A 17,756-nucleotide genomic window follows, 5' to 3' on the forward strand; every position below is an offset into this window, starting at 1 on the left:
CCATCCAGGATTCTGTAGGGCCTGCTAACCTCCCAACAATAACAACACCGGAGTGGCCTCCATGAAAACCGTTGCCCAAGTGCTGAAGTCCAAAGACCAGCATAACCATCAAGTCCACACCATCCCCCACGACCATACGGTATTTGAGGCCTTGATCGTGATGGCTTCGAAAAACGTCGGGGCCTTGCCAGTGCTCCAGGACGGCAAGGTGGTGGGCATCATCAGTGAACGAGACTATGCCCGTAAGGTCATCCTCCATGGATTGTCTTCGGTGACGACCAAAGCCCACGAGATCATGAATTCACCGGTGATCACCGTCGACACTCACCAGACTGTCGAGACGTGCATGACGATCATGACCGACCGACATCTGCGGCACCTGCCTGTGGTGGAGAACGGCAAGCTCCTTGGCCTGCTGTCCATCGGCGACCTGGTCAAGGAAGCGATTGCCGAACAGGCCGACCTGATCAAACAGCTGGAGCAGTACATTCGCGGCGAATAATCATTGGGGACCCCATGCTCGATACCCTGCAACATCAAGTCGATAACCAGCTCGACAACCTGCACCGGGCCATGGCCGAACGGCGCTTCCTGGTGCTGACCGGTGCGGGTATCAGCACCTCTTCGGGGATTCCCGATTATCGCGACAGCGAAGGCGTGCGCCGGGGCAAGGCGCCGATGATGTACCAGGAGTTCCTGGCAACCCCGCAGGCGCGCCGCCGCTACTGGGCGCGGGCTATGCTCGGCTGGCCGAGGGTGCGTGTCGCGCAGCCGAACGCGGCGCATATCGCCCTGGCCACTCTGCAGCAACGTCAGCGCATTGCCGGGCTGATCACCCAGAACGTCGACACCCTGCACGATCAGGCTGGCAGCCATGATGTGATCGAACTCCACGGCAGCCTTCACCGGGTGCTATGTCTGGATTGCCAGCAGACCAGCGACCGGAACCTGATCCAGCGCCAAATGGAAGCGGAGAATCCGTACCTGGCGGGTGTGGATGCCGTTCAAGCCCCCGACGGTGACACCCTGCTGGACCCGGCCTTTGAAGGACGTTTTCAGGTGCCCCGCTGCCCCCACTGCGGCGGGCAACGGTTGAAACCGGACGTGGTGTTTTTCGGCGAGAACGTCGCCCAGGGCACGGCAGCCAAGGCGATGGCGGCGGTGGATGACGCAGAAGGATTGCTGGTGGTGGGTTCGTCGCTGATGGCGTATTCAGCGTTTCGGTTGTGCAAGGCGATGGTCGAGCAAGGCAAGCCCGTGATTGCCATCAATCTGGGCAAGACACGGGGCGATGAGTTGCTGCAACTCAAGATCGAAGCCTCCTGCGAACGTTTGTTGCCGTTGCTGGCAGAACGCCTGGGATAGCCCAATCCTGCTTTTCTGTGGCGAGGGAGCTTGCTCCCGCTGGGCTGCGCAGCAGCCCCAAAACCGACAACCGAATGATTCCTGCAGAACCGCAGTCAGCCTGGTGGGGGCGCTTCGCACCCCAGCGGGAGCAAGCTCCCTCGCCACAAAAAGCCCCCGGATCCCGCGACCTGCCCGCACGAAAAGTGACGCCCAAGTCATGTTTTCCGCTCACACCCCCGCCCTGCAAGGATTTATGTAGTGCTAAAAAATAATCACTACATAATCGTTGACGTAACCGTTTTGTAATTGCATGATTCAAGCGTCTCCCGGATCGGGAGCGTTGGTAACGCGCGTTTTGAACAAGCTCGTCTGACCGCCGAGCTGTTTTTTCCGGATGTGCACTGCCCACAAGGCAGATTGATGAAGCTGACCGGCCCGAAAGGATCGGTACAAGGAGCTCAAACGCTGCTTGTCTTCGTTATGAAACCATTGCGTAGCAGGTCATCAGCAAGACTACATGCATCGGTTCAAGACCCTGCCCGTATTCGGCAGACAGTCGCTGACGCCCGGTTTTCTGAGCCGGAGACAACTTAGTAGTTTTAACGGATCAACTAGAGATCGCCAACTGGTCAAGGGGCTTACACATGAATCTGAACAACCAACCAACTATCGATGAATTGGCTGAGATGTTCGCAGCGCAGAAAGACACGCTCGACGACCATATCCTCTGGATTGGTAAATCGGGCCAGGTCCATATTGACTGCCTGGCGCCCCACACCGTGGAAGAAGAGTTCGACAGGAATAACCGTGAACTGGCAGCGCGCCTGAAGATGTACCGCCGCGGCCAGGGTTATGTCGGCAAGAAAGCCGCCGCCGATCGCAACTTTATCGAGCAGGTCTTCCATACACTTAATACCGAGTGGCAGAACCTTAAAGGCCATTCGCAAGTTAAGGTGATCGACAGATACTGCTGATAACTACGCACTTATCACTTAAGCCTGCTCGCTTAAAACGAGCAGGCTTTTTTATGGCCGACGGTTATCGCAACAACGCCGGAAAACGCCCCTTCCCCGCTTCATCGCAAAAAATATCAAACATGGCCTGGGCCGCCGCTGAAAGTTCGTGGCCGGGCTTGGTCAGTACACCAATCGGCCGTTCGATCACCGGATCGCTCAAGGTGATGCAATGGGCGCCTGCTTCCTGCATTTGGCGTGCACACAACGCCGGCACTGCACTCACGCCCAAGCCACTGGCAACCATCTTGCCCACCGTCGCCAGTTGATGGCTCTCCAGGGCTACGGGCAGCTTCAGGTCCAGCGCCTTCAGGTGTTCTTCAAGCATCACTCGTACCGTGGACGGGCGCTGCAAGGTGATGAAGGGTTGTTCCAGCAAGGTGTGCCAGGCGATATCGGAGCGGCGTGCCAATGGCGAGTCACCGGGCACCACCGCCACAAAGCGGTCCACATACAGCGGGGTGAACACCAGCGATGAGCTTTCCGACGGTTCAAACGCCACGCCCAACTCCACTTGGCGATCGCGGACCATTTCCAGCACCTGCTCGTTGATCACGTCATTCACCGTTACGTTGACCTGGGGATAGCGCGCGCGAAAAATCTTCAGGATCGGTGGCAGCAGGTTTCCGGCAAACGACGGCATCGCCGCCACCGTTACCCGCCCGCGCTGCAGGGTGAAACGCTGGCGCAACTCATCCTCGGCATTGTCCCAGTCGGCGATCAAGCGCCGGGCCAGGGGCAGCAGGGATTCGCCTTCAGGGGTCAGCGCGACATTGCGCGTATTGCGGCTGAACAGGCGCCCGCCCAGGCCTTCTTCCAGGCCTTTGATGGTCAGGCTCAAGGCCGACTGGGAAAGATGCAAACGCTCACAGGCGGCCGCAAAGCTCAAGGTCTGGGCCACGGCAAGAAAGGCGCGCATCTGTTTAACTGTCATGAAGCTTCTCCCGATGGCTGAGGACTATGCTGTTTTTTAAATCAATCAACCTTAAAAAACAACTTAACAAATCAATCCGTCGGCGCAACACTCGGTTCATATGGCTGGCCCACAAACAATAAAAGAGGTGCATATGGCAGGTTTTGATAAACGCGTAGCGTCCTATGAAGAGGCGCTGGCAGGCCTGGAAGATGGCATGACGGTTCTTGCCGGTGGTTTTGGCCTGTGCGGCATCCCGGAAAACCTCATTGCCGAAATCAAGCGCAAGGGCACCCGCAACCTGACCGTGGTCTCCAACAACTGCGGCGTCGACGGCTTCGGCCTGGGCCTGCTGCTGGAAGGCAAGCAGATCAGCAAGGTCTTCGCGTCCTACGTCGGTGAAAACGCCCTGTTCGAGAAGCAACTGCTCAGCGGCGAAATCGAAGTGGTCCTGACGCCCCAAGGCACCCTCGCCGAAAAACTGCGCGCAGGCGGTGCCGGCATCCCGGCCTTCTTCACCGCCACCGGCGTCGGCACGCCAGTCGCTGAAGGCAAGGAAACCCGCGAGTTCAACGGTCGCCCGTACCTGATGGAAGAATCCATCACCGGCGACTTCGCCATCGTCAAAGGCTGGAAAGCCGACCACTTCGGCAATGTGATCTATCGCCATACCGCCCAGAACTTCAACCCGCTGGCCGCCACCGCCGGCAGGATCACCGTGGTCGAAGTCGAAGAAATCGTCGAACCGGGCGAGCTGGACCCGGCGCATATCCACACCCCAGGGATCTACGTCGACCGGATCATTTGCGGCACCTTCGAGAAGCGCATCGAACAGCGCACCCTCCGCAAATAATCCACCAGCCCAAATAATAAGGAGACAAAAAATGGCTCTTACCCGCGAACAAATGGCTCAACGCGTCGCCCGCGAAATGCAGGACGGTTTCTACGTCAACCTCGGCATCGGCATTCCGACCCTGGTGGCCAACTACATCCCAGAAGGCATGGAGGTCATGCTGCAGTCGGAAAACGGCCTGCTGGGCATGGGTCCGTTTCCTACTGAAGAAACCATCGATGCCGACATGATCAACGCCGGCAAACAGACCGTCACCGCGCGCATTGGCGCGTCGATCTTCTCCTCGGCCGAGTCCTTCGCGATGATTCGCGGCGGCCATGTCGACCTGACCGTGCTCGGCGCGTTTGAGGTCGATGTACAGGGCAACATCGCCTCGTGGATGATCCCCGGCAAGCTGGTCAAGGGCATGGGCGGCGCGATGGACCTGGTGGCCGGTGCCGAGAACATCATCGTGATCATGACCCACGCGTCCAAGGACGGTGAATCCAAGTTGCTGAGCCAATGCAGCCTGCCGCTGACCGGCGCCAACTGCATCAAGCGCGTGCTGACGGACCTGGCCTACCTGGAAATCGAAAATGGCGCTTTTGTCCTCAAGGAACGCGCACCTGGCGTCAGTGTTGAAGAGATCGTCAGCAAGACAGCCGGTAAACTGATCGTCCCGGACCACGTTCCAGAAATGCACTTCCAGTGAGGACAGATTCCATGCAAGACGTCGTGATTGTTGCTGCCACCCGCACCGCCGTGGGCAGCTTCCAAGGTTCGCTGGCAAGCATCCCGGCCCCGGAGCTGGGGGCTGCGGTGATTCGTCGCCTGCTGGAGCAGACCGGCATCGACCCGGCACTCGTGGATGAAGTGATCCTTGGCCAGGTGCTCACCGCCGGCAGCGGCCAGAACCCGGCCCGCCAGGCCTCGGTCCTCGCCGGCCTGCCCCACGCCGTGCCGGCGCTGACCCTGAACAAGGTCTGCGGCTCGGGGCTCAAGGCCCTGCACCTGGGCGCACAAGCGATCCGTTGCGGCGATGCCGAGGTAATCATCGCCGGCGGCATGGAGAACATGAGCCTGGCCCCGTACGTATTGCCGGCCGCCCGCACCGGCCTGCGCATGGGCCATGCGAAGATGATCGACAGCATGATCACCGACGGTCTGTGGGATGCGTTCAACGACTACCACATGGGCATCACCGCCGAGAACCTGGTGGACAAGTACGGCATCAGCCGTGAAGCCCAGGACGCCTTCGCCGCCGCCTCCCAGCAAAAAGCCACGGCGGCCATTGAAGCCGGGCGTTTCAGCGATGAGATCACACCGATCCTGATTCCCCAGCGCAAGGGCGACCCGGTGGCCTTCGCCGTGGACGAACAGCCACGGGCGGGCACCACCGCCGAATCCCTGGCCAAGCTCAAGCCGGCCTTCAAGAAAGACGGCACGGTCACCGCCGGCAACGCATCCAGCCTCAACGACGGCGCGGCCGCCGTGCTGCTGATGAGCGCGGACAAAGCCAAGGCGCTCGGCTTGCCAGTGCTGGCCCGCATCGCCAGCTACGCCAACGCCGGCGTCGATCCCGCGATCATGGGCATTGGCCCGGTATCGGCCACCCGCCGCTGCCTGGACAAGGCCGGCTGGAGCCTGGGCGACCTGGACCTGATCGAAGCCAACGAAGCCTTTGCCGCGCAGTCACTGGCGGTGGGCAAAGAGCTGGAATGGGACGCGGCCAAGGTCAACGTCAACGGCGGCGCGATTGCCATCGGCCACCCGATTGGCGCGTCAGGCTGCCGTGTGCTGGTGACCCTGCTGCATGAAATGATAAAGCGTGACGCCAAGAAAGGCCTGGCCACCCTGTGCATCGGTGGCGGGCAAGGTGTAGCCCTGGCCCTTGAACGCAACTGATTTCAAAGAGCAACATGGAAAAGGCCCGGTTCCACGAAAACCGGGCCTTTTCTTTATCGGTCAGTCCCGCGCCTGGGGCACCGCAAACACCGCATTTGCCCGCACCACCACCTTCTCCCCGACCTGCACGCTGACCGTGGCAAACGCCATCTGCCGCCCGCGCTTGTGATGCTCCAGACGCACCTCGACCCACGCCCCTACCTGCACCGCGCCGAGATAGTCCAGGGTCATGCTCGCCGTGATCAACGGCAGCGGCGGCTCGCTGGAAAACGCCATGGCGTAGCCCATGCCCACATCCGCCAGGGTGGCCAGCACGCCACCGTGCACGGTGCCGCGTCCGTTGGCGTGGCGGTTGTCGGCGCGCAGGCCGATTTCCAGCTGCAAGCCTTCACCTCGGCTATACACCGGGCCAAGCAGGTCCAGGAGTGGGCTGCTGCGACGCAGCGGGGTAAAGCCTTCGGGGATGGCATGGGCAGTCATGTCAGGTTCTTCCTTGGGGACAAGGCTGGAGGTGTATCCCACCGCAGCCATCCGGACCATCAACATCAGTCCGGTAAATCCCCGGTGATAAGCCTAACGCTTCATGCAGCGCTGATAACGCTCATCCACGCGCTTGGCAAACCAGGCCGTGGTGAGGTTGCGGGTGATCTTCGGGCTTTTCAGCACGATGCCCGGCAGGATCGCCCGCGGCACCGGTTTGCCGGCGGCCTTGTCAGCCAGGGCGAACACCCGCTGGTACAGGGTAGTGTCTTCAAAATCCAGGCGCTCGCCCTGCTCCAGCTGGCTGCGGATGCTCGGGTTGCGCATGTCCAGCGCCTTGCCCAGTGAGCGCACTGCCAGCTCGGTGGTGCCCGGCAGGAACGAGCCGTAGTTGATCAGGTCGCCATCCAACGCCAGATTGGCGCCCGAGACTCGGCTGACCGCTGCCTGGAATGCGGCGTTGCGGCTGGCGTACCAACCGGCATTGAAATCGGCGAAGCGGTACAGCATCTGGTCGTAATTCACCGGGTAGCCCAGCAGATGGGTGATGCCAAAGTACATGCCGCCTCGGCGAGTAAACACTTCCCGGCGGATGCTGCCATCCACGGTGTAGGGATAATCCCGGGCCTGCTTCTGTGCGAAGTCGATGCTGACCTGCATCGGGCCTGCGGTATGCACCGGGTTGAAGCCGCCAAACAGCGTATTGCCCAAGGGCACGACACTGATGAAGTCGTCAAAGATTCCACTCAAATCCCGCTCGGTGCGCGCAGCGTTCAAGCGCTCGGCGTAGGACTTGCCGGTGGGCGAGCGCAGTTGCAGTGCCGTGCGCACCAATACCGCCGGCACATGGACTTTAGCGGCGCGCCGCAGGATCTCGTCCTGGGCGATCTTGCCCATGTTCGGGACCGGCGGGTCGACCTGATAGGTGGACTCCTGCTCGGTCACGGCCAATACCGCGCAGATGTTCTCCGTACCGGGGTAGATTTTCTGCGTGTTGAAGGCGGTGTAGATGTCCTGGGCCCAGCCGCCACGATCCGGCACGCTGGCCGGCATCAGCCGCACGATCTGCGCTTTCACCTCGGCTTCGCTGCGCTCCGGCAGTTGCTGGGTGCGCTGGCTGGAGCAGCCGGCCAGTACCAATAAGGTGGTAAGGCACAGGATGAGGCGAGATGAACGCATGGGGCTTCCTTGGGCGACAATGGGCCAGTCTTGGCAGATATCGACCGGTAAGTCTAACCGGGGTTCGCCGACCTGCCGCACTCGCCAAAAAAACCGCAACGTGAAAGGATCAGGCTCCCATCGTTCCTACAAGGAGTTTGAATGCCATGCTTAGCCTGAACTTCCTGATCACCTGCCTGATCGTCGTGCTCATTCCCGGCACCGGCGTGATCTTCACCGTGTCCACCGGACTGACCGCCGGCAAGCGCGCCAGTGTGTTCGCCGCGCTGGGCTGCACCGCCGGGGTCGTTCCGCACTTGTTGGCCTCCGTGCTTGGGCTGTCCGCCCTGCTGCATACCAGCGCCCTGGCGTTCGAAGCCCTCAAGTATGCCGGCGCCGCCTACTTGCTGTACCTCGCCTATGCCACCTGGCGGGACCGAACGGCCTTTGCCATGAACGACGCACCGACGATTTCCAGCGCCCACAGCCTGATGGTGCGAGGCCTGTTGCTGAATATTCTGAACCCCAAGCTGACGATTTTCTTCCTGGCGTTCCTGCCGCAATTCGTCACCCCGGGCGCGGGCGCACCGGCCCTGCAAATGCTGTTGCTGAGCAGTGTATTCATGGCGATGACGTTTGCGGTGTTTGTGATTTATGGCCTGCTGGCCAATGTGTTCCGCCGCGCGGTGATCGAATCGCCACGTGTACAGAACTGGCTGCGCCGCAGTTTTGCAGCGGCGTTTGCGGGGTTGGGGCTGAACCTGGCGTTTGCCCAGCGCTAAGTTTCAAGCAGCCGCGAACAGCCTTCTGTGGCGAGGGAGCTTGCTCCCTCGCCACAGGTTACTTAGATCCCGGCAAGTGCCAGGTCCATCGCGAAGTAGGTGAAGATCAAGTCCGCACCGGCGCGCTTGATCGAGCCCAGGGTTTCCCGCACTACGCGGGCTTCGTCGATCGCGCCCGCCTGGGCGCCGAACTTGATCATCGCGTACTCGCCGCTGACCTGATACGCCGCCACCGGCAAACGCGAGGCTTCGCGGATGTCGCGGATGATGTCCAGGTACGCGCCGGCCGGCTTGACCATCAGCGCGTCCGCACCTTCTTGCTCATCCAGCAACGATTCGCGCACCGCTTCGCGGCGGTTCATCGGGTTCATCTGGTAGCTCTTGCGATCGCCCTTCAGCGCGCTGCCACCGGCTTCGCGGAACGGGCCGTAGAGCGCCGAGGCGAACTTGGTGGAATAGGCCATGATCGGGATATGGCTGAAGCCTGCTTCATCCAGGGCCCGGCGAATGGCCTGGACCTGCCCGTCCATCGCGGCGGACGGGGCGATCACATCGGCACCGGCACGAGCGGCAGCCACAGCTTGCTTGCCAAGGTTGACCAGGGTGCGGTCGTTGTCGACTTCGGCGCCGTGCATCACGCCGCAATGGCCGTGGTCGGTGTACTCGCAGAAGCATGTGTCGGACATCACGATCATTTCCGGCACCGCATCCTTGATGATCGAGGACATGCGCGACACCAGGCCACGCTCTTGCCAGGTGTCACTGCCCGAGGCGTCCAGGTGGTGGGACACGCCGAAGGTCATCACCGACTTGATCCCGGCTTTCGCATAGCGTTCGATCTCGCCGGCCAGCTTCGACTCGGGAATGCGCTGCACCCCGGGCATGCTGGTGATCGGCACGAAGTCGTCGATTTCTTCTTCAACGAAGATCGGCAGCACCAGGTCATTGAGGGTGAATTCGCTTTCCTGGAACAGGCCACGCAACTCCGAGGAGCGGCGCAGGCGGCGTGGACGGGCTTCGGGGAACTGGCTGGACATTGATGCTCCTGAAAAAAGGCAGGCCAAAAATCTTTGGGGCGAAAGCTTATGCCTCGTGCACCGCAGAGCACAAACGCCAAGTGCGGAACAGTTTATTGCAGGCTTGGTAACAATTGCATTGATCTAGAGCTGTAGACGGCCTTCAATGCAAACGGCAACCGCGCCGCCGACCCAGATTTCCTCGCCGCTGTGTTCAATGCGGATTCGCCCGGCGCGGCCCATGGCGGTGCCCTGGCTGACCACATAGCGGCTGGGCGCCAACCCCTCGCCCAGCAACCACTGGGCGACACCGGCGTTCAGGCTGCCGGTGGCCGGATCTTCCGGAGCGCCGTCGCCGGCAATAAAGGCCCGCACCTCAAACTGCGCCTCATCGCCATCCCGCTCGGGGTTCCACGGGGCGATCACGCCCACGGCCAAGCCCTGCAACTGCGAATAGTCAGGCCGCAGTGCCAGTACCTGCTCGCGATCCGCCAGCATCACCGCCAGCCAGCCCGCGCCGTTATCCACCCACTGGCTGCGCAAAATCGCACCGGGCTCAAGGTCCAGGGCCCGACGCACGCGCTCGACCAATTCAGCTTCCAGCGGGCCGGAACGCAGCAACGGTGGCGCGATAAACGCCAGTTCATCGCCCTGGCGGCGGATGCGCACCAGGCCGATCTCACACTCCTGGATGATCTCCTCCCCAGCGGGTTGGCCACCGGCCAGCAACCAGGCATGGCAACTGCCCAGGGTCGGATGGCCGGCAAACGGCAATTCCTTGAGGGTCGTGAAGATCCTTACGCGGTAGTCCGCTCGCGGATCACGGGGCTTGAGCAGGAAGGTGGTTTCGCTGAGGTTGGTCCAGTTGGCGAAATCCGCCATCTGCTGGTCGCTCAGGCTGTCGGCGCCCAGCACCACGGCCAACGGGTTGCCCTTGACGGCCACGCTGCTGAAAACGTCCAGTTGTTTGAAGTCGAAAGAAGCCATGCCGGTCCTTATGCTGGGATGTTCAAGCCACGGATCACCGCCGGCCGGGCGACAAACCCGTCCAGGGCCCGCAGTACGTTCGGGAAGTCGGTAATACCCACCAGGTCGCCGGACTCATAGAAGCCGATCAGGTTGCGAACCCACGGGAAGGTGGCGATATCGGCGATGCTGTACTCGTCACCCATGATCCAGGTGCGGCCCAACAGGCGCTTTTCCAGCACGTCCAGCAAGCGGCGCGACTCGGCGACGTAGCGGTCGCGCGGGCGCTTGTCTTCGTAGGCCGCGCCGGCGAATTTGTTGAAGAACCCCACCTGGCCGAACATCGGCCCGATACCGGCCATCTGGAACATCAGCCACTGGATCGTCTCGTAACGCATCGCCGGGTCTTCGGGAAGCAATTCACCGCTCTTCTCGGCGAGATAGATCAGGATCGCGCCCGACTCGAACAGCCCCAGCGCCTGGCCGCTCGGGCCATTGGGGTCGATGATCGCCGGGATCTTGTTGTTGGGGTTCAGCGACAGGAACTCGCTGGAAAGCTGGTCCTGGGTCTCGAAACTGACCTTGTGCGCCTCGTAGGGCAGGCCGATTTCCTCGAGCATGATCGACACCTTGACCCCGTTGGGCGTGGGCAACGAATACAGCTGCAGACGCTCGGGATGCCGGGCCGGCCATTTGGCGGTGATGGGGAAGTCTGAAAGTGAGTTCATCATGGGACTCCTGATAAAAGTAGGAGAGTAGTGGTTCAGTGCCTATCGTGCATCCGTCTTAATTCAGCAACATCTGCGGGTTAATCTCCTGCACACGGCAAGGATGCCGCCCCATCTCCCCCGCGAAACGAACCAAACTGCCTTGGGGGACTCTTAAAGAGCGCCCGATGGCTGGGCTTGCTTGCCCTGAATCCCTGCACCGAGACTTAGAACCATCATGACCATCAAGCCTCTGTGCCTTGCGAAACGCTTCAAACGCTACTCCTACATCCTGCTGCCGGTATTGCTGGTGAGCGCCGCGGTCGGCCTTAGCCTGGAATCGCGGGTCAGCCGCGCCCAGCCGGTCGACGGCGTGCAAACCCTGGTGTTCCTGCGCCATGGGGAGAAACCTGCCGGGGGCCTCGGCCAACTCAACTGCCAGGGGCTTAACCGTGCGATGAACCTGGCCACCGTGCTGCCGGAAAAATTCGGCAACGCCAACTACGTGTTCGCACCCAACCCGACCCGCAATGTCGAGGAAGGCGAGAAAGACAACTCCTACAGCTACATCCGCCCGTTGATGACCATCAGCCCCAGCGCGATCAAGCTCGGGTTGCCGGTCAACATCAAGTTCTCGGCCAATGACACCAGCGCCCTCGCTGACGAACTGGTGGAAGACAAATACCACAACGCCGTCATCTACACTGCCTGGTCCCATGGGTATCTGCCGGACTTGATCAACAAGGTGGCAAGCGAGGCCGTCGGTGAAAAACATGTGATTACCGACGATTGGTCCGGCAGCGATTTCGATAGCTTGTATGTGTTGACCCTGACCTGGCACAACGGCAAGGCCTCGCTGCTCAGCCGCAACTACAAGCAAGGCCTGGACAATGGCCAGCAGACTTGCCCGGACGCAACGCAAGTCAGCGCCGATATCTGACCGCCCCCGAAGACCCGTGGCGAGGGAGCTTGCTCCCGCTGGAGTGCGAAGCGCTCCCAGAATTTTGGGGCCGCTTCGCAGCCCAGCGGGAGCAAGCTCCCTCGCCACAGCAAGCTCCCTCGCCACGGCAAGCTCCCTCGCCACAGTGCTTCGGAGGCGGCCTTGTACAGCGTATGATGTTGCGCTATTGACTCACCTGCGGATCATCTACATGTCCAACCTCTCCTCCACCCAGCCTGCCCGGGGCTGGTCCTTCTGGTGGAAACCAGCGCTGTTCCTGCTGGTGGCCTGCGTCGGCCTCTACTACGTGAAATGGTCGCCCTACTACGCCAAGGCGTTTATCGCGGCAGACAACCACAGCATCGGCGCCTCGATTCTCAACGACCAGCAAAGCGCGCCACTGGCCGCCGCGCTGGCCTATGCCCAGGTGTATTTCCTGGCGATCTGGAAGGCTGCGGTGCTGGCGGTCATTCTCGGCTCATTGCTGCAAGTGCTGATCCCACGGGACTGGCTGCTGCGCCTGTTTGGCCGTGCCGGGCTGGGATCTACCCTGCGTGGCGGGCTGTTCGCCCTGCCGGGGATGATGTGCAGTTGCTGCGCCGCTCCGGTGGCGGCCGGTATGCGTCGGCAGAAAGTCTCGGTCGGCGCGGCGCTGGCGTTCTGGATTGCCAACCCGGTGCTGAACCCGGCGACACTGGTGTTCATGGGATTTGTGCTGGGCTGGGGCTTTACCGCGCTGCGGTTGGTGGCCGGGATCGTGCTGGTGGTGGGTGTTTCGCTGGTGGCGCAACGCATCGCGCGGCCGGAGCAGGTACCGGAAGCCGCGCTCGACGCCGTGGCCCAGGCCAGCCATGCCGAAACCGAACCGTTCCTGACCCGCTGGCTGCGCACCCTGTGGCAGCTGTTCTGGAGCACGATTCCGGTGTACATCCTGGCGGTGCTGATCCTTGGCGCGGCGCGGGTCTGGCTGTTTCCCCACGTGGACGGCGCCATGGCCAACAGCCTGGTGTGGCTGGTGCCTCTGGCGATTGTCGGCACGTTGTTCGTGATCCCGACCGCCGCCGAAATCCCCATCGTGCAGACCATGATGACCCTCGGCATGGGCACCGGCCCGGCCGTGGCCTTGCTGATGACACTGCCGAGCGTGAGCCTGCCGTCGCTGCTGATGCTGCGCAAGGATTTCGATGCGCGGGTGCTGGTGACCGTGGCCGGGCTGACGATGCTGATGGGGGTGGTGTGTGGGCTGATCGGGGCGTTTATCCTGTAGTGATCGAGTGAATTCGAGGGCCTCTTCGCGGGCAAGCCCGCTCCCACATTTTGCCTGCATTCCTACAGGATAAATGCGGTCGAATGTGGGAGCGGGCTTGCTCGCGAAGGGGCCGGCAAACTCAATCAATCACGTACGCCGAGCGAGCCTGTCCCGGAAATACTCCACCACCGCCGCTTGCTCTCCCGCAAACTCGATGCGTGCGCCTTTGCTTTCCCGCTGGAACGCATACATCGGGTCGTAGTACTCACGCAACAGCCCTTCAATCCAGCCGCGGTGCAAATCCACCGCGCCGCTGCTGGCTTGTTCTGCCAATGCTTCCTGCATGATCGCGTGCAACCGCGCAAACCGCTCGCCGCCCAGGCGCTTGTGGATATTGGCCAGGCTCTGGGTCAGGCGCTCGGCAAACAGTTCCTGGCCAGTGTCGCCAAACACCGCGACAAACTCGGCGCAGAGGTCCACTACATAATCCTTCAGGATGCGCTCCACCCGGCCTTCAACGCTGTCTTCCAGCCAGACCATCGGGAAGCCCTGCATGCCTTTGTGCAAGGGCAACGGCAGCGCGCAGCTGCCGATCATGCGGCTCTCATCCTCGACCACAAACTGCTCGATACCGGCGGCGCGCTTTTTCAGCAGGTCCACCGCCAGGCGGTTTTCGAAGTCGATGTTGGAAGGTTGCGCCGTAGCGCGTTTGCCGAAGCTGGAACCGCGATGGTTGGCGTGGCCTTCCAGGTCCAGGGCGTTGTTCAACTGGCCGAGCACTTCGGTCTTGCCGGTACCGGTCATGCCGCCCAACAGTACGAAGTCGCATTGCGCGGTGGCGCTTTCAACCGTGTCGAGCAGGAAAGTCCGCATGGCCTTGTAGCCACCGCCCACTCGCGGATAGTCGATACCCGCCTCGGTTTTCAACCATTGCTGGGCAATCTGCGAACGCATCCCGCCGCGAAAGCAGTACAGCAGACCATCCGGATTGGCCTGGGCAAAACGCGCCCAGTGTTCGATACGTTCGGCCTTGATCGCCCCGGACACCAGTTCGTGCCCGAGAACAATGGCCGCCTGCTGGCCTTGCTGCTTGTAACAGGTGCCCACCCGTTCGCGTTCGTCGTCGGTCATCAACGGCAGGTTGACCACCCCGGGAAACGCGCCCTTGATGAACTCGATCGGCGCGCGGGTATCCATCATCGGCCGGTCGTTGAGAAAGATATCGCGGTAATCGGTGATGTCGATGGGCATCAGAACACCTCTACCGCGTTGGTCTGTCGCTCAACCAGTTCGCCGATCGGCTCAAGGTTCAGGCCCAGCTCCGCCGCCACGGCGAGGAATTCGGCATTGCCTTCGGGGGTGACCGCCACCAGCAGCCCGCCGCTGGTTTGCGGGTCGCACAGCACGCGTTTGTGCAGTTCGTTCAGGCGCCCCAGCTTGCTGGCGTAGCTGTCGAAATTGCGCAAGGTGCCGCCGGGGACGCAGCCCTGTTCCAGGTAGTACTCAACCCCGGGCAGGCGTGGGACTTTTTCGTATTCGATGCGGGCAGTTAATTGGCTGCCGTCAGCCATTTCCACCAGGTGGCCCAACAGGCCGAAACCGGTGACGTCGGTCATGGCCGTGACACCGGCCAGCTTGCCAAAACGGCTGCCGGGTTTGTTGAGGGTGCACATCCAGTCACGGGCCAGGCCCACGTCGGCCTCGCGCAGCTTGCCCTTCTTCTCGGCCGTGGTGAGGATGCCGATGCCCAGGGGCTTGGTCAGGTACAGTTGGCAACCGGCGGTGGCGGTGTCGTTGCGCTTCATGTGGCGCTTTTCCACCAGCCCGGTGACGGCCAGGCCGAAGATCGGCTCGGGGGCGTCGATGGAGTGGCCGCCGGCCAGGGAAATCCCGGCAGCGTCACACACGGAACGGCCGCCGCGAATCACTTCCCGGGCAATCTCCGGAGCCAGCACGTTGACCGGCCAGCCGAGAATCGCGATGGCCATCAACGGATCGCCGCCCATCGCATAGATATCGCTGATGGCATTGGTGGCGGCAATGCGGCCGAAGTCGAAGGGGTCATCGACGATCGGCATGAAAAAGTCGGTGGTGGACACCACGCCGCGCTCCTCGTCGATGGCGTACACCGCCGCGTCATCGCGCGAAGCGTTGCCTACCCAGAGCTTGGGGTCGAGGTTCTGTGCGCCACTGCCGGCGAGGATCACTTCCAGTACCTGAGGTGAGATCTTGCAACCGCAACCAGCACCGTGGCTGTATTGGGTCAGGCGAATCGGCTCGTTCATGGGTATCCCTCAAGGCGTCAAGTGGGCGGATTCTAGCAGACAGCAAAAGGCCGACTGCATGCAGTCGGCCTTTATGTTCAGCCCTTAGTGTTTGGCAGCAAGCCGTTTATGCCGGTTGCGTCGCATCATGTTCAGGCATTCGATAGCCGCCGAGAACGCCATGGCCGCATACACATAGCCTTTTGGCACATGGGCGCCGAAACCTTCGGCGATCAGCGTCATACCGATCATGATGAGGAAGCCCAGGGCCAACATCACAATGGTCGGGTTGTCGTTGATGAACTTGGCCAGCGGCTCGGCCGCCACCAGCATCACGATCACCGAGACCACCACGGCAATGATCATGATCGGCAAGTGCTCGGTCATGCCCACGGCGGTGATGATGCTGTCGATGGAAAACACCATGTCCAGCAGCAGGATCTGGCCAATCGCCGAGGCGAAGCCCAGGGTCACGCTCGGCGCGCCGGTGTCCACATGCTCCTTCTCGGGGTCCATGCTGTGATGGATCTCGGTGGTGGCCTTCCACACCAGGAACAGGCCACCGGCGATCAGGATCATGTCTTTCCAGGAGAACGACTGCCCCAGGATGTCGATCACCGGCTCGGTCAGCTGCACGATAAAGGCGATGGTGCTCAACAGGCCCAGACGCAGGATCAATGCCATGCTGATGCCGATGCGGCGGGCCTTGGCCCGGTGCTTCACCGGCAACTTGTTGGTGAGAATCGAGATAAAGATCAGGTTATCGATCCCCAGCACGATCTCCATGACGATCAGGGTGGCCAGTGCGATCCACGCGGTCGGGCTGGCGGCCAGTTGTAAAAGGTATTCCATAGGTCATTCCTGGTGTTGTGTGCGGGTATCAGGTTTCTTGGGAGGTGGACTCAGCCTTGCTGTCTTCCTGTTCCGGCTTGTCCGGCTTGCCTTGCGGCGGTGCGATCAAGCCCTTGGTCGCGTCACTCAACGCCTGTTCGGCGGCCTGGTGGGTGTCGTCAATCACTTGCTTGGCCGACTCGGTGGCCTTGCCCAGCAGTTGTTGCGCGCTTTTTTCCGCTTGGTCACAGCCACTGAGCATGACTAATGAAAGCCCAAGTAACGCCGTTGCGCCCAGGGAATTGAGTTTCATGATGCGTTCCTCGTTAGAACCGTCGGGTCCAAGTAGTGGCCCCTCGATAGCGACGCATTCTATGCAGGGGGACACTTCAGGAAAATTCGTATTTTTTTCGTTTATACTTCGGTTTTCACGAAGTATTGGTCGCCATGCTCAATTACCGACAACTGCACTACTTCTGGGTCGTCGCCAAGACCGGCAGCATCGTGCGCGCCTGCGAGCAACTGAACCTCACGCCGCAGACCATCAGCGGGCAGATCAGCCTGCTGGAACAGACCTTTGGCGTGGCATTGTTCCAGAAGGTCGGGCGCCAGCTGGAGCTGACCGAAGCCGGGCGCCAGGCGCTGCCCTATGCCGAGCAGATGTTCCAGCTGGGCAATGAGCTTGAAGCGATGTTGCGCACCCAGCCCAATGAGCAGCAGATCCTGTTCCGGGTTGGCGTCGCGGATGTGGTGCCCAAGTCCATCGTCTATCGGCTGATTGCGCCAACCATGGAGTTGAGCGAGCCGATCCGCATCACCTGCCGTGAAGACAAACTCGAACGCTTGCTGGCGGACCTGGCGATCCAGCGCCTGGATCTGGTGATCTCCGACAGCCCGATGCCGCCGCACCTGGACATCAAGGGCTACAGCCAGAAGCTGGGGGAATGCGGCATCAGTTTCTTCGCAACCCAGGCATTGGCTGACCAGCATCGCGGCGATTTCCCACAATGCCTGCAGGGTGCGCCGCTGTTGATTCCGGGGGCGGAGACGGTGGTGCGCAGCCGTTTGCTGCGCTGGTTTGCCGAGCAGCAGATCCAGCCTCGGATTGTCGGGGAATTTGACGACAGCGCGTTGATGCAGGCCTTTGGCCAATCCGGCAGCGGGATTTTCATCGCGCCGAGCGTGATTGCCGACGAGGTGGAACGCCAGTATGGCGTGGCGCTGATCGGCCAGACGGATGCGGTGACCGAATCGTTTTATGCAATCTCGGTGGAGCGCAAGGTCAAGCACCCCGGCATCGTGGCGATTACCGAAGGTGCCAGACGGGAGCTGTTCACTTCCCTGCCCTGAAGG

Annotated in this window: 20 protein-coding genes; 10 read left to right on the top strand and 10 right to left on the bottom strand. The window is 61.4% G+C overall.

Annotated elements, in window-relative coordinates; translation table 11 throughout:
* Positions 1-61: 61 nt before the first annotated feature.
* The 3 genes from HX807_RS11210 to HX807_RS11220 all read left to right on the top strand — a co-directional run bounded on the left by HX807_RS11210 (position 62) and on the right by HX807_RS11220 (position 2,321).
* On the top strand, positions 62-502 hold the full coding sequence (locus tag HX807_RS11210; RefSeq protein WP_177049971.1) for a CBS domain-containing protein: 441 nt from the start codon (positions 62-64) through the stop codon (positions 500-502).
* Between the two features lie 14 nt (positions 503-516).
* On the top strand, positions 517-1,365 hold the full coding sequence (locus tag HX807_RS11215) for an NAD-dependent protein deacetylase (protein WP_177049973.1): 849 nt from the start codon (positions 517-519) through the stop codon (positions 1,363-1,365).
* Between the two features lie 626 nt (positions 1,366-1,991).
* Positions 1,992-2,321, top strand: a complete 330-nt coding sequence (locus tag HX807_RS11220; RefSeq protein ID WP_003211618.1) for a hypothetical protein — start codon at positions 1,992-1,994, stop codon at positions 2,319-2,321.
* 64 nt (positions 2,322-2,385) lie between these two features.
* On the opposite strand, the gene HX807_RS11225 is transcribed toward HX807_RS11220, so the two are convergent.
* The gene (locus HX807_RS11225; protein ID WP_134326891.1) at positions 2,386-3,294 is read right to left on the bottom strand and encodes a LysR family transcriptional regulator; all 909 of its coding nucleotides are present in this window, start codon (positions 3,292-3,294) and stop codon (positions 2,386-2,388) included.
* Between the two features lie 133 nt (positions 3,295-3,427).
* Here HX807_RS11225 and HX807_RS11230 point away from each other — a divergent pair, with 133 nt between their 5' ends.
* The 3 genes from HX807_RS11230 to HX807_RS11240 are packed head-to-tail and all read left to right on the top strand — an operon-like array spanning position 3,428 to position 6,010.
* Positions 3,428-4,126: a CoA transferase subunit A gene (locus tag HX807_RS11230; protein ID WP_008435892.1), complete on the top strand. Its 699-nt coding sequence runs from the start codon at positions 3,428-3,430 to the stop codon at positions 4,124-4,126.
* Between the two features lie 31 nt (positions 4,127-4,157).
* Positions 4,158-4,817, top strand: a complete 660-nt coding sequence (locus HX807_RS11235; RefSeq protein ID WP_003211625.1) for a CoA transferase subunit B — start codon at positions 4,158-4,160, stop codon at positions 4,815-4,817.
* An 11-nt stretch (positions 4,818-4,828) separates the two neighbouring features.
* Complete coding sequence (locus HX807_RS11240; RefSeq protein WP_177049975.1) at positions 4,829-6,010, top strand: acetyl-CoA C-acetyltransferase; 1,182 nt, start codon at positions 4,829-4,831, stop codon at positions 6,008-6,010.
* A 60-nt stretch (positions 6,011-6,070) separates the two neighbouring features.
* Here HX807_RS11240 and HX807_RS11245 read toward each other — a convergent pair whose 3' ends face one another.
* Positions 6,071-6,490, bottom strand: a complete 420-nt coding sequence (locus HX807_RS11245) for a PaaI family thioesterase (protein WP_177049977.1) — start codon at positions 6,488-6,490, stop codon at positions 6,071-6,073.
* 93 nt (positions 6,491-6,583) lie between these two features.
* Complete coding sequence (locus HX807_RS11250) at positions 6,584-7,669, bottom strand: DUF1615 domain-containing protein (protein ID WP_177049979.1); 1,086 nt, start codon at positions 7,667-7,669, stop codon at positions 6,584-6,586.
* 146 nt (positions 7,670-7,815) lie between these two features.
* Here HX807_RS11250 and HX807_RS11255 point away from each other — a divergent pair, with 146 nt between their 5' ends.
* Positions 7,816-8,430 carry a LysE family translocator gene (locus HX807_RS11255; RefSeq protein WP_177049981.1) on the top strand — a complete coding sequence of 205 codons (615 nt, stop codon included), beginning with the start codon at positions 7,816-7,818 and terminating at the stop codon, positions 8,428-8,430.
* Between the two features lie 62 nt (positions 8,431-8,492).
* Here HX807_RS11255 and hemB read toward each other — a convergent pair whose 3' ends face one another.
* The 3 genes from hemB to HX807_RS11270 form a co-directional block, all read right to left on the bottom strand.
* A complete protein-coding gene (hemB, locus tag HX807_RS11260) occupies positions 8,493-9,467 on the bottom strand; it encodes a porphobilinogen synthase (RefSeq protein WP_177049983.1) in 975 nt (324 codons plus the stop codon).
* A gap of 123 nt (positions 9,468-9,590) precedes the next feature.
* A complete protein-coding gene (locus HX807_RS11265) occupies positions 9,591-10,433 on the bottom strand; it encodes a PhzF family phenazine biosynthesis protein (protein ID WP_177021653.1) in 843 nt (280 codons plus the stop codon).
* An 8-nt stretch (positions 10,434-10,441) separates the two neighbouring features.
* Positions 10,442-11,140 (bottom strand): glutathione S-transferase N-terminal domain-containing protein, encoded by a 699-nt coding sequence (locus tag HX807_RS11270; protein ID WP_087694098.1) that lies wholly within the window; start codon positions 11,138-11,140, stop codon positions 10,442-10,444.
* 217 nt (positions 11,141-11,357) lie between these two features.
* Here HX807_RS11270 and HX807_RS11275 point away from each other — a divergent pair, with 217 nt between their 5' ends.
* Together HX807_RS11275 and HX807_RS11280 are read left to right on the top strand one after the other, a co-directional pair.
* Positions 11,358-12,059 carry a histidine phosphatase family protein gene (locus tag HX807_RS11275; RefSeq protein ID WP_102604857.1) on the top strand — a complete coding sequence of 234 codons (702 nt, stop codon included), beginning with the start codon at positions 11,358-11,360 and terminating at the stop codon, positions 12,057-12,059.
* Between the two features lie 211 nt (positions 12,060-12,270).
* Positions 12,271-13,326 carry a permease gene (locus HX807_RS11280; protein WP_003211251.1) on the top strand — a complete coding sequence of 352 codons (1,056 nt, stop codon included), beginning with the start codon at positions 12,271-12,273 and terminating at the stop codon, positions 13,324-13,326.
* A 129-nt stretch (positions 13,327-13,455) separates the two neighbouring features.
* Here the strand turns inward: HX807_RS11280 and mnmH are convergent, their stop codons facing one another.
* The 4 genes from mnmH to HX807_RS11300 all read right to left on the bottom strand — a co-directional run bounded on the left by mnmH (position 13,456) and on the right by HX807_RS11300 (position 16,716).
* Entirely contained in the window at positions 13,456-14,559 is a 1,104-nt protein-coding gene (gene mnmH, locus HX807_RS11285; protein WP_102604856.1) for a tRNA 2-selenouridine(34) synthase MnmH, read from the bottom strand.
* Entirely contained in the window at positions 14,559-15,593 is a 1,035-nt protein-coding gene (gene selD, locus HX807_RS11290; protein ID WP_177049984.1) for a selenide, water dikinase SelD, read from the bottom strand. Before selD ends, mnmH begins: the two co-directional genes overlap by 1 nt.
* An 84-nt stretch (positions 15,594-15,677) precedes the next feature.
* Positions 15,678-16,424 carry a TerC family protein gene (locus HX807_RS11295; RefSeq protein WP_003211245.1) on the bottom strand — a complete coding sequence of 249 codons (747 nt, stop codon included), beginning with the start codon at positions 16,422-16,424 and terminating at the stop codon, positions 15,678-15,680.
* Between the two features lie 28 nt (positions 16,425-16,452).
* Positions 16,453-16,716 (bottom strand): hypothetical protein, encoded by a 264-nt coding sequence (locus HX807_RS11300; protein ID WP_177028778.1) that lies wholly within the window; start codon positions 16,714-16,716, stop codon positions 16,453-16,455.
* Positions 16,717-16,850: 134 nt separating this feature from the next.
* On the opposite strand from HX807_RS11300, the gene nhaR reads away from it, so the two are divergent.
* Positions 16,851-17,753 (top strand): transcriptional activator NhaR, encoded by a 903-nt coding sequence (gene nhaR, locus HX807_RS11305; RefSeq protein WP_003211241.1) that lies wholly within the window; start codon positions 16,851-16,853, stop codon positions 17,751-17,753.
* Positions 17,754-17,756 lie beyond the last annotated feature (3 nt).

Source organism: Pseudomonas sp. D8002 (assembly GCF_013385695.1).
Classification (GTDB): domain Bacteria; phylum Pseudomonadota; class Gammaproteobacteria; order Pseudomonadales; family Pseudomonadaceae; genus Aquipseudomonas.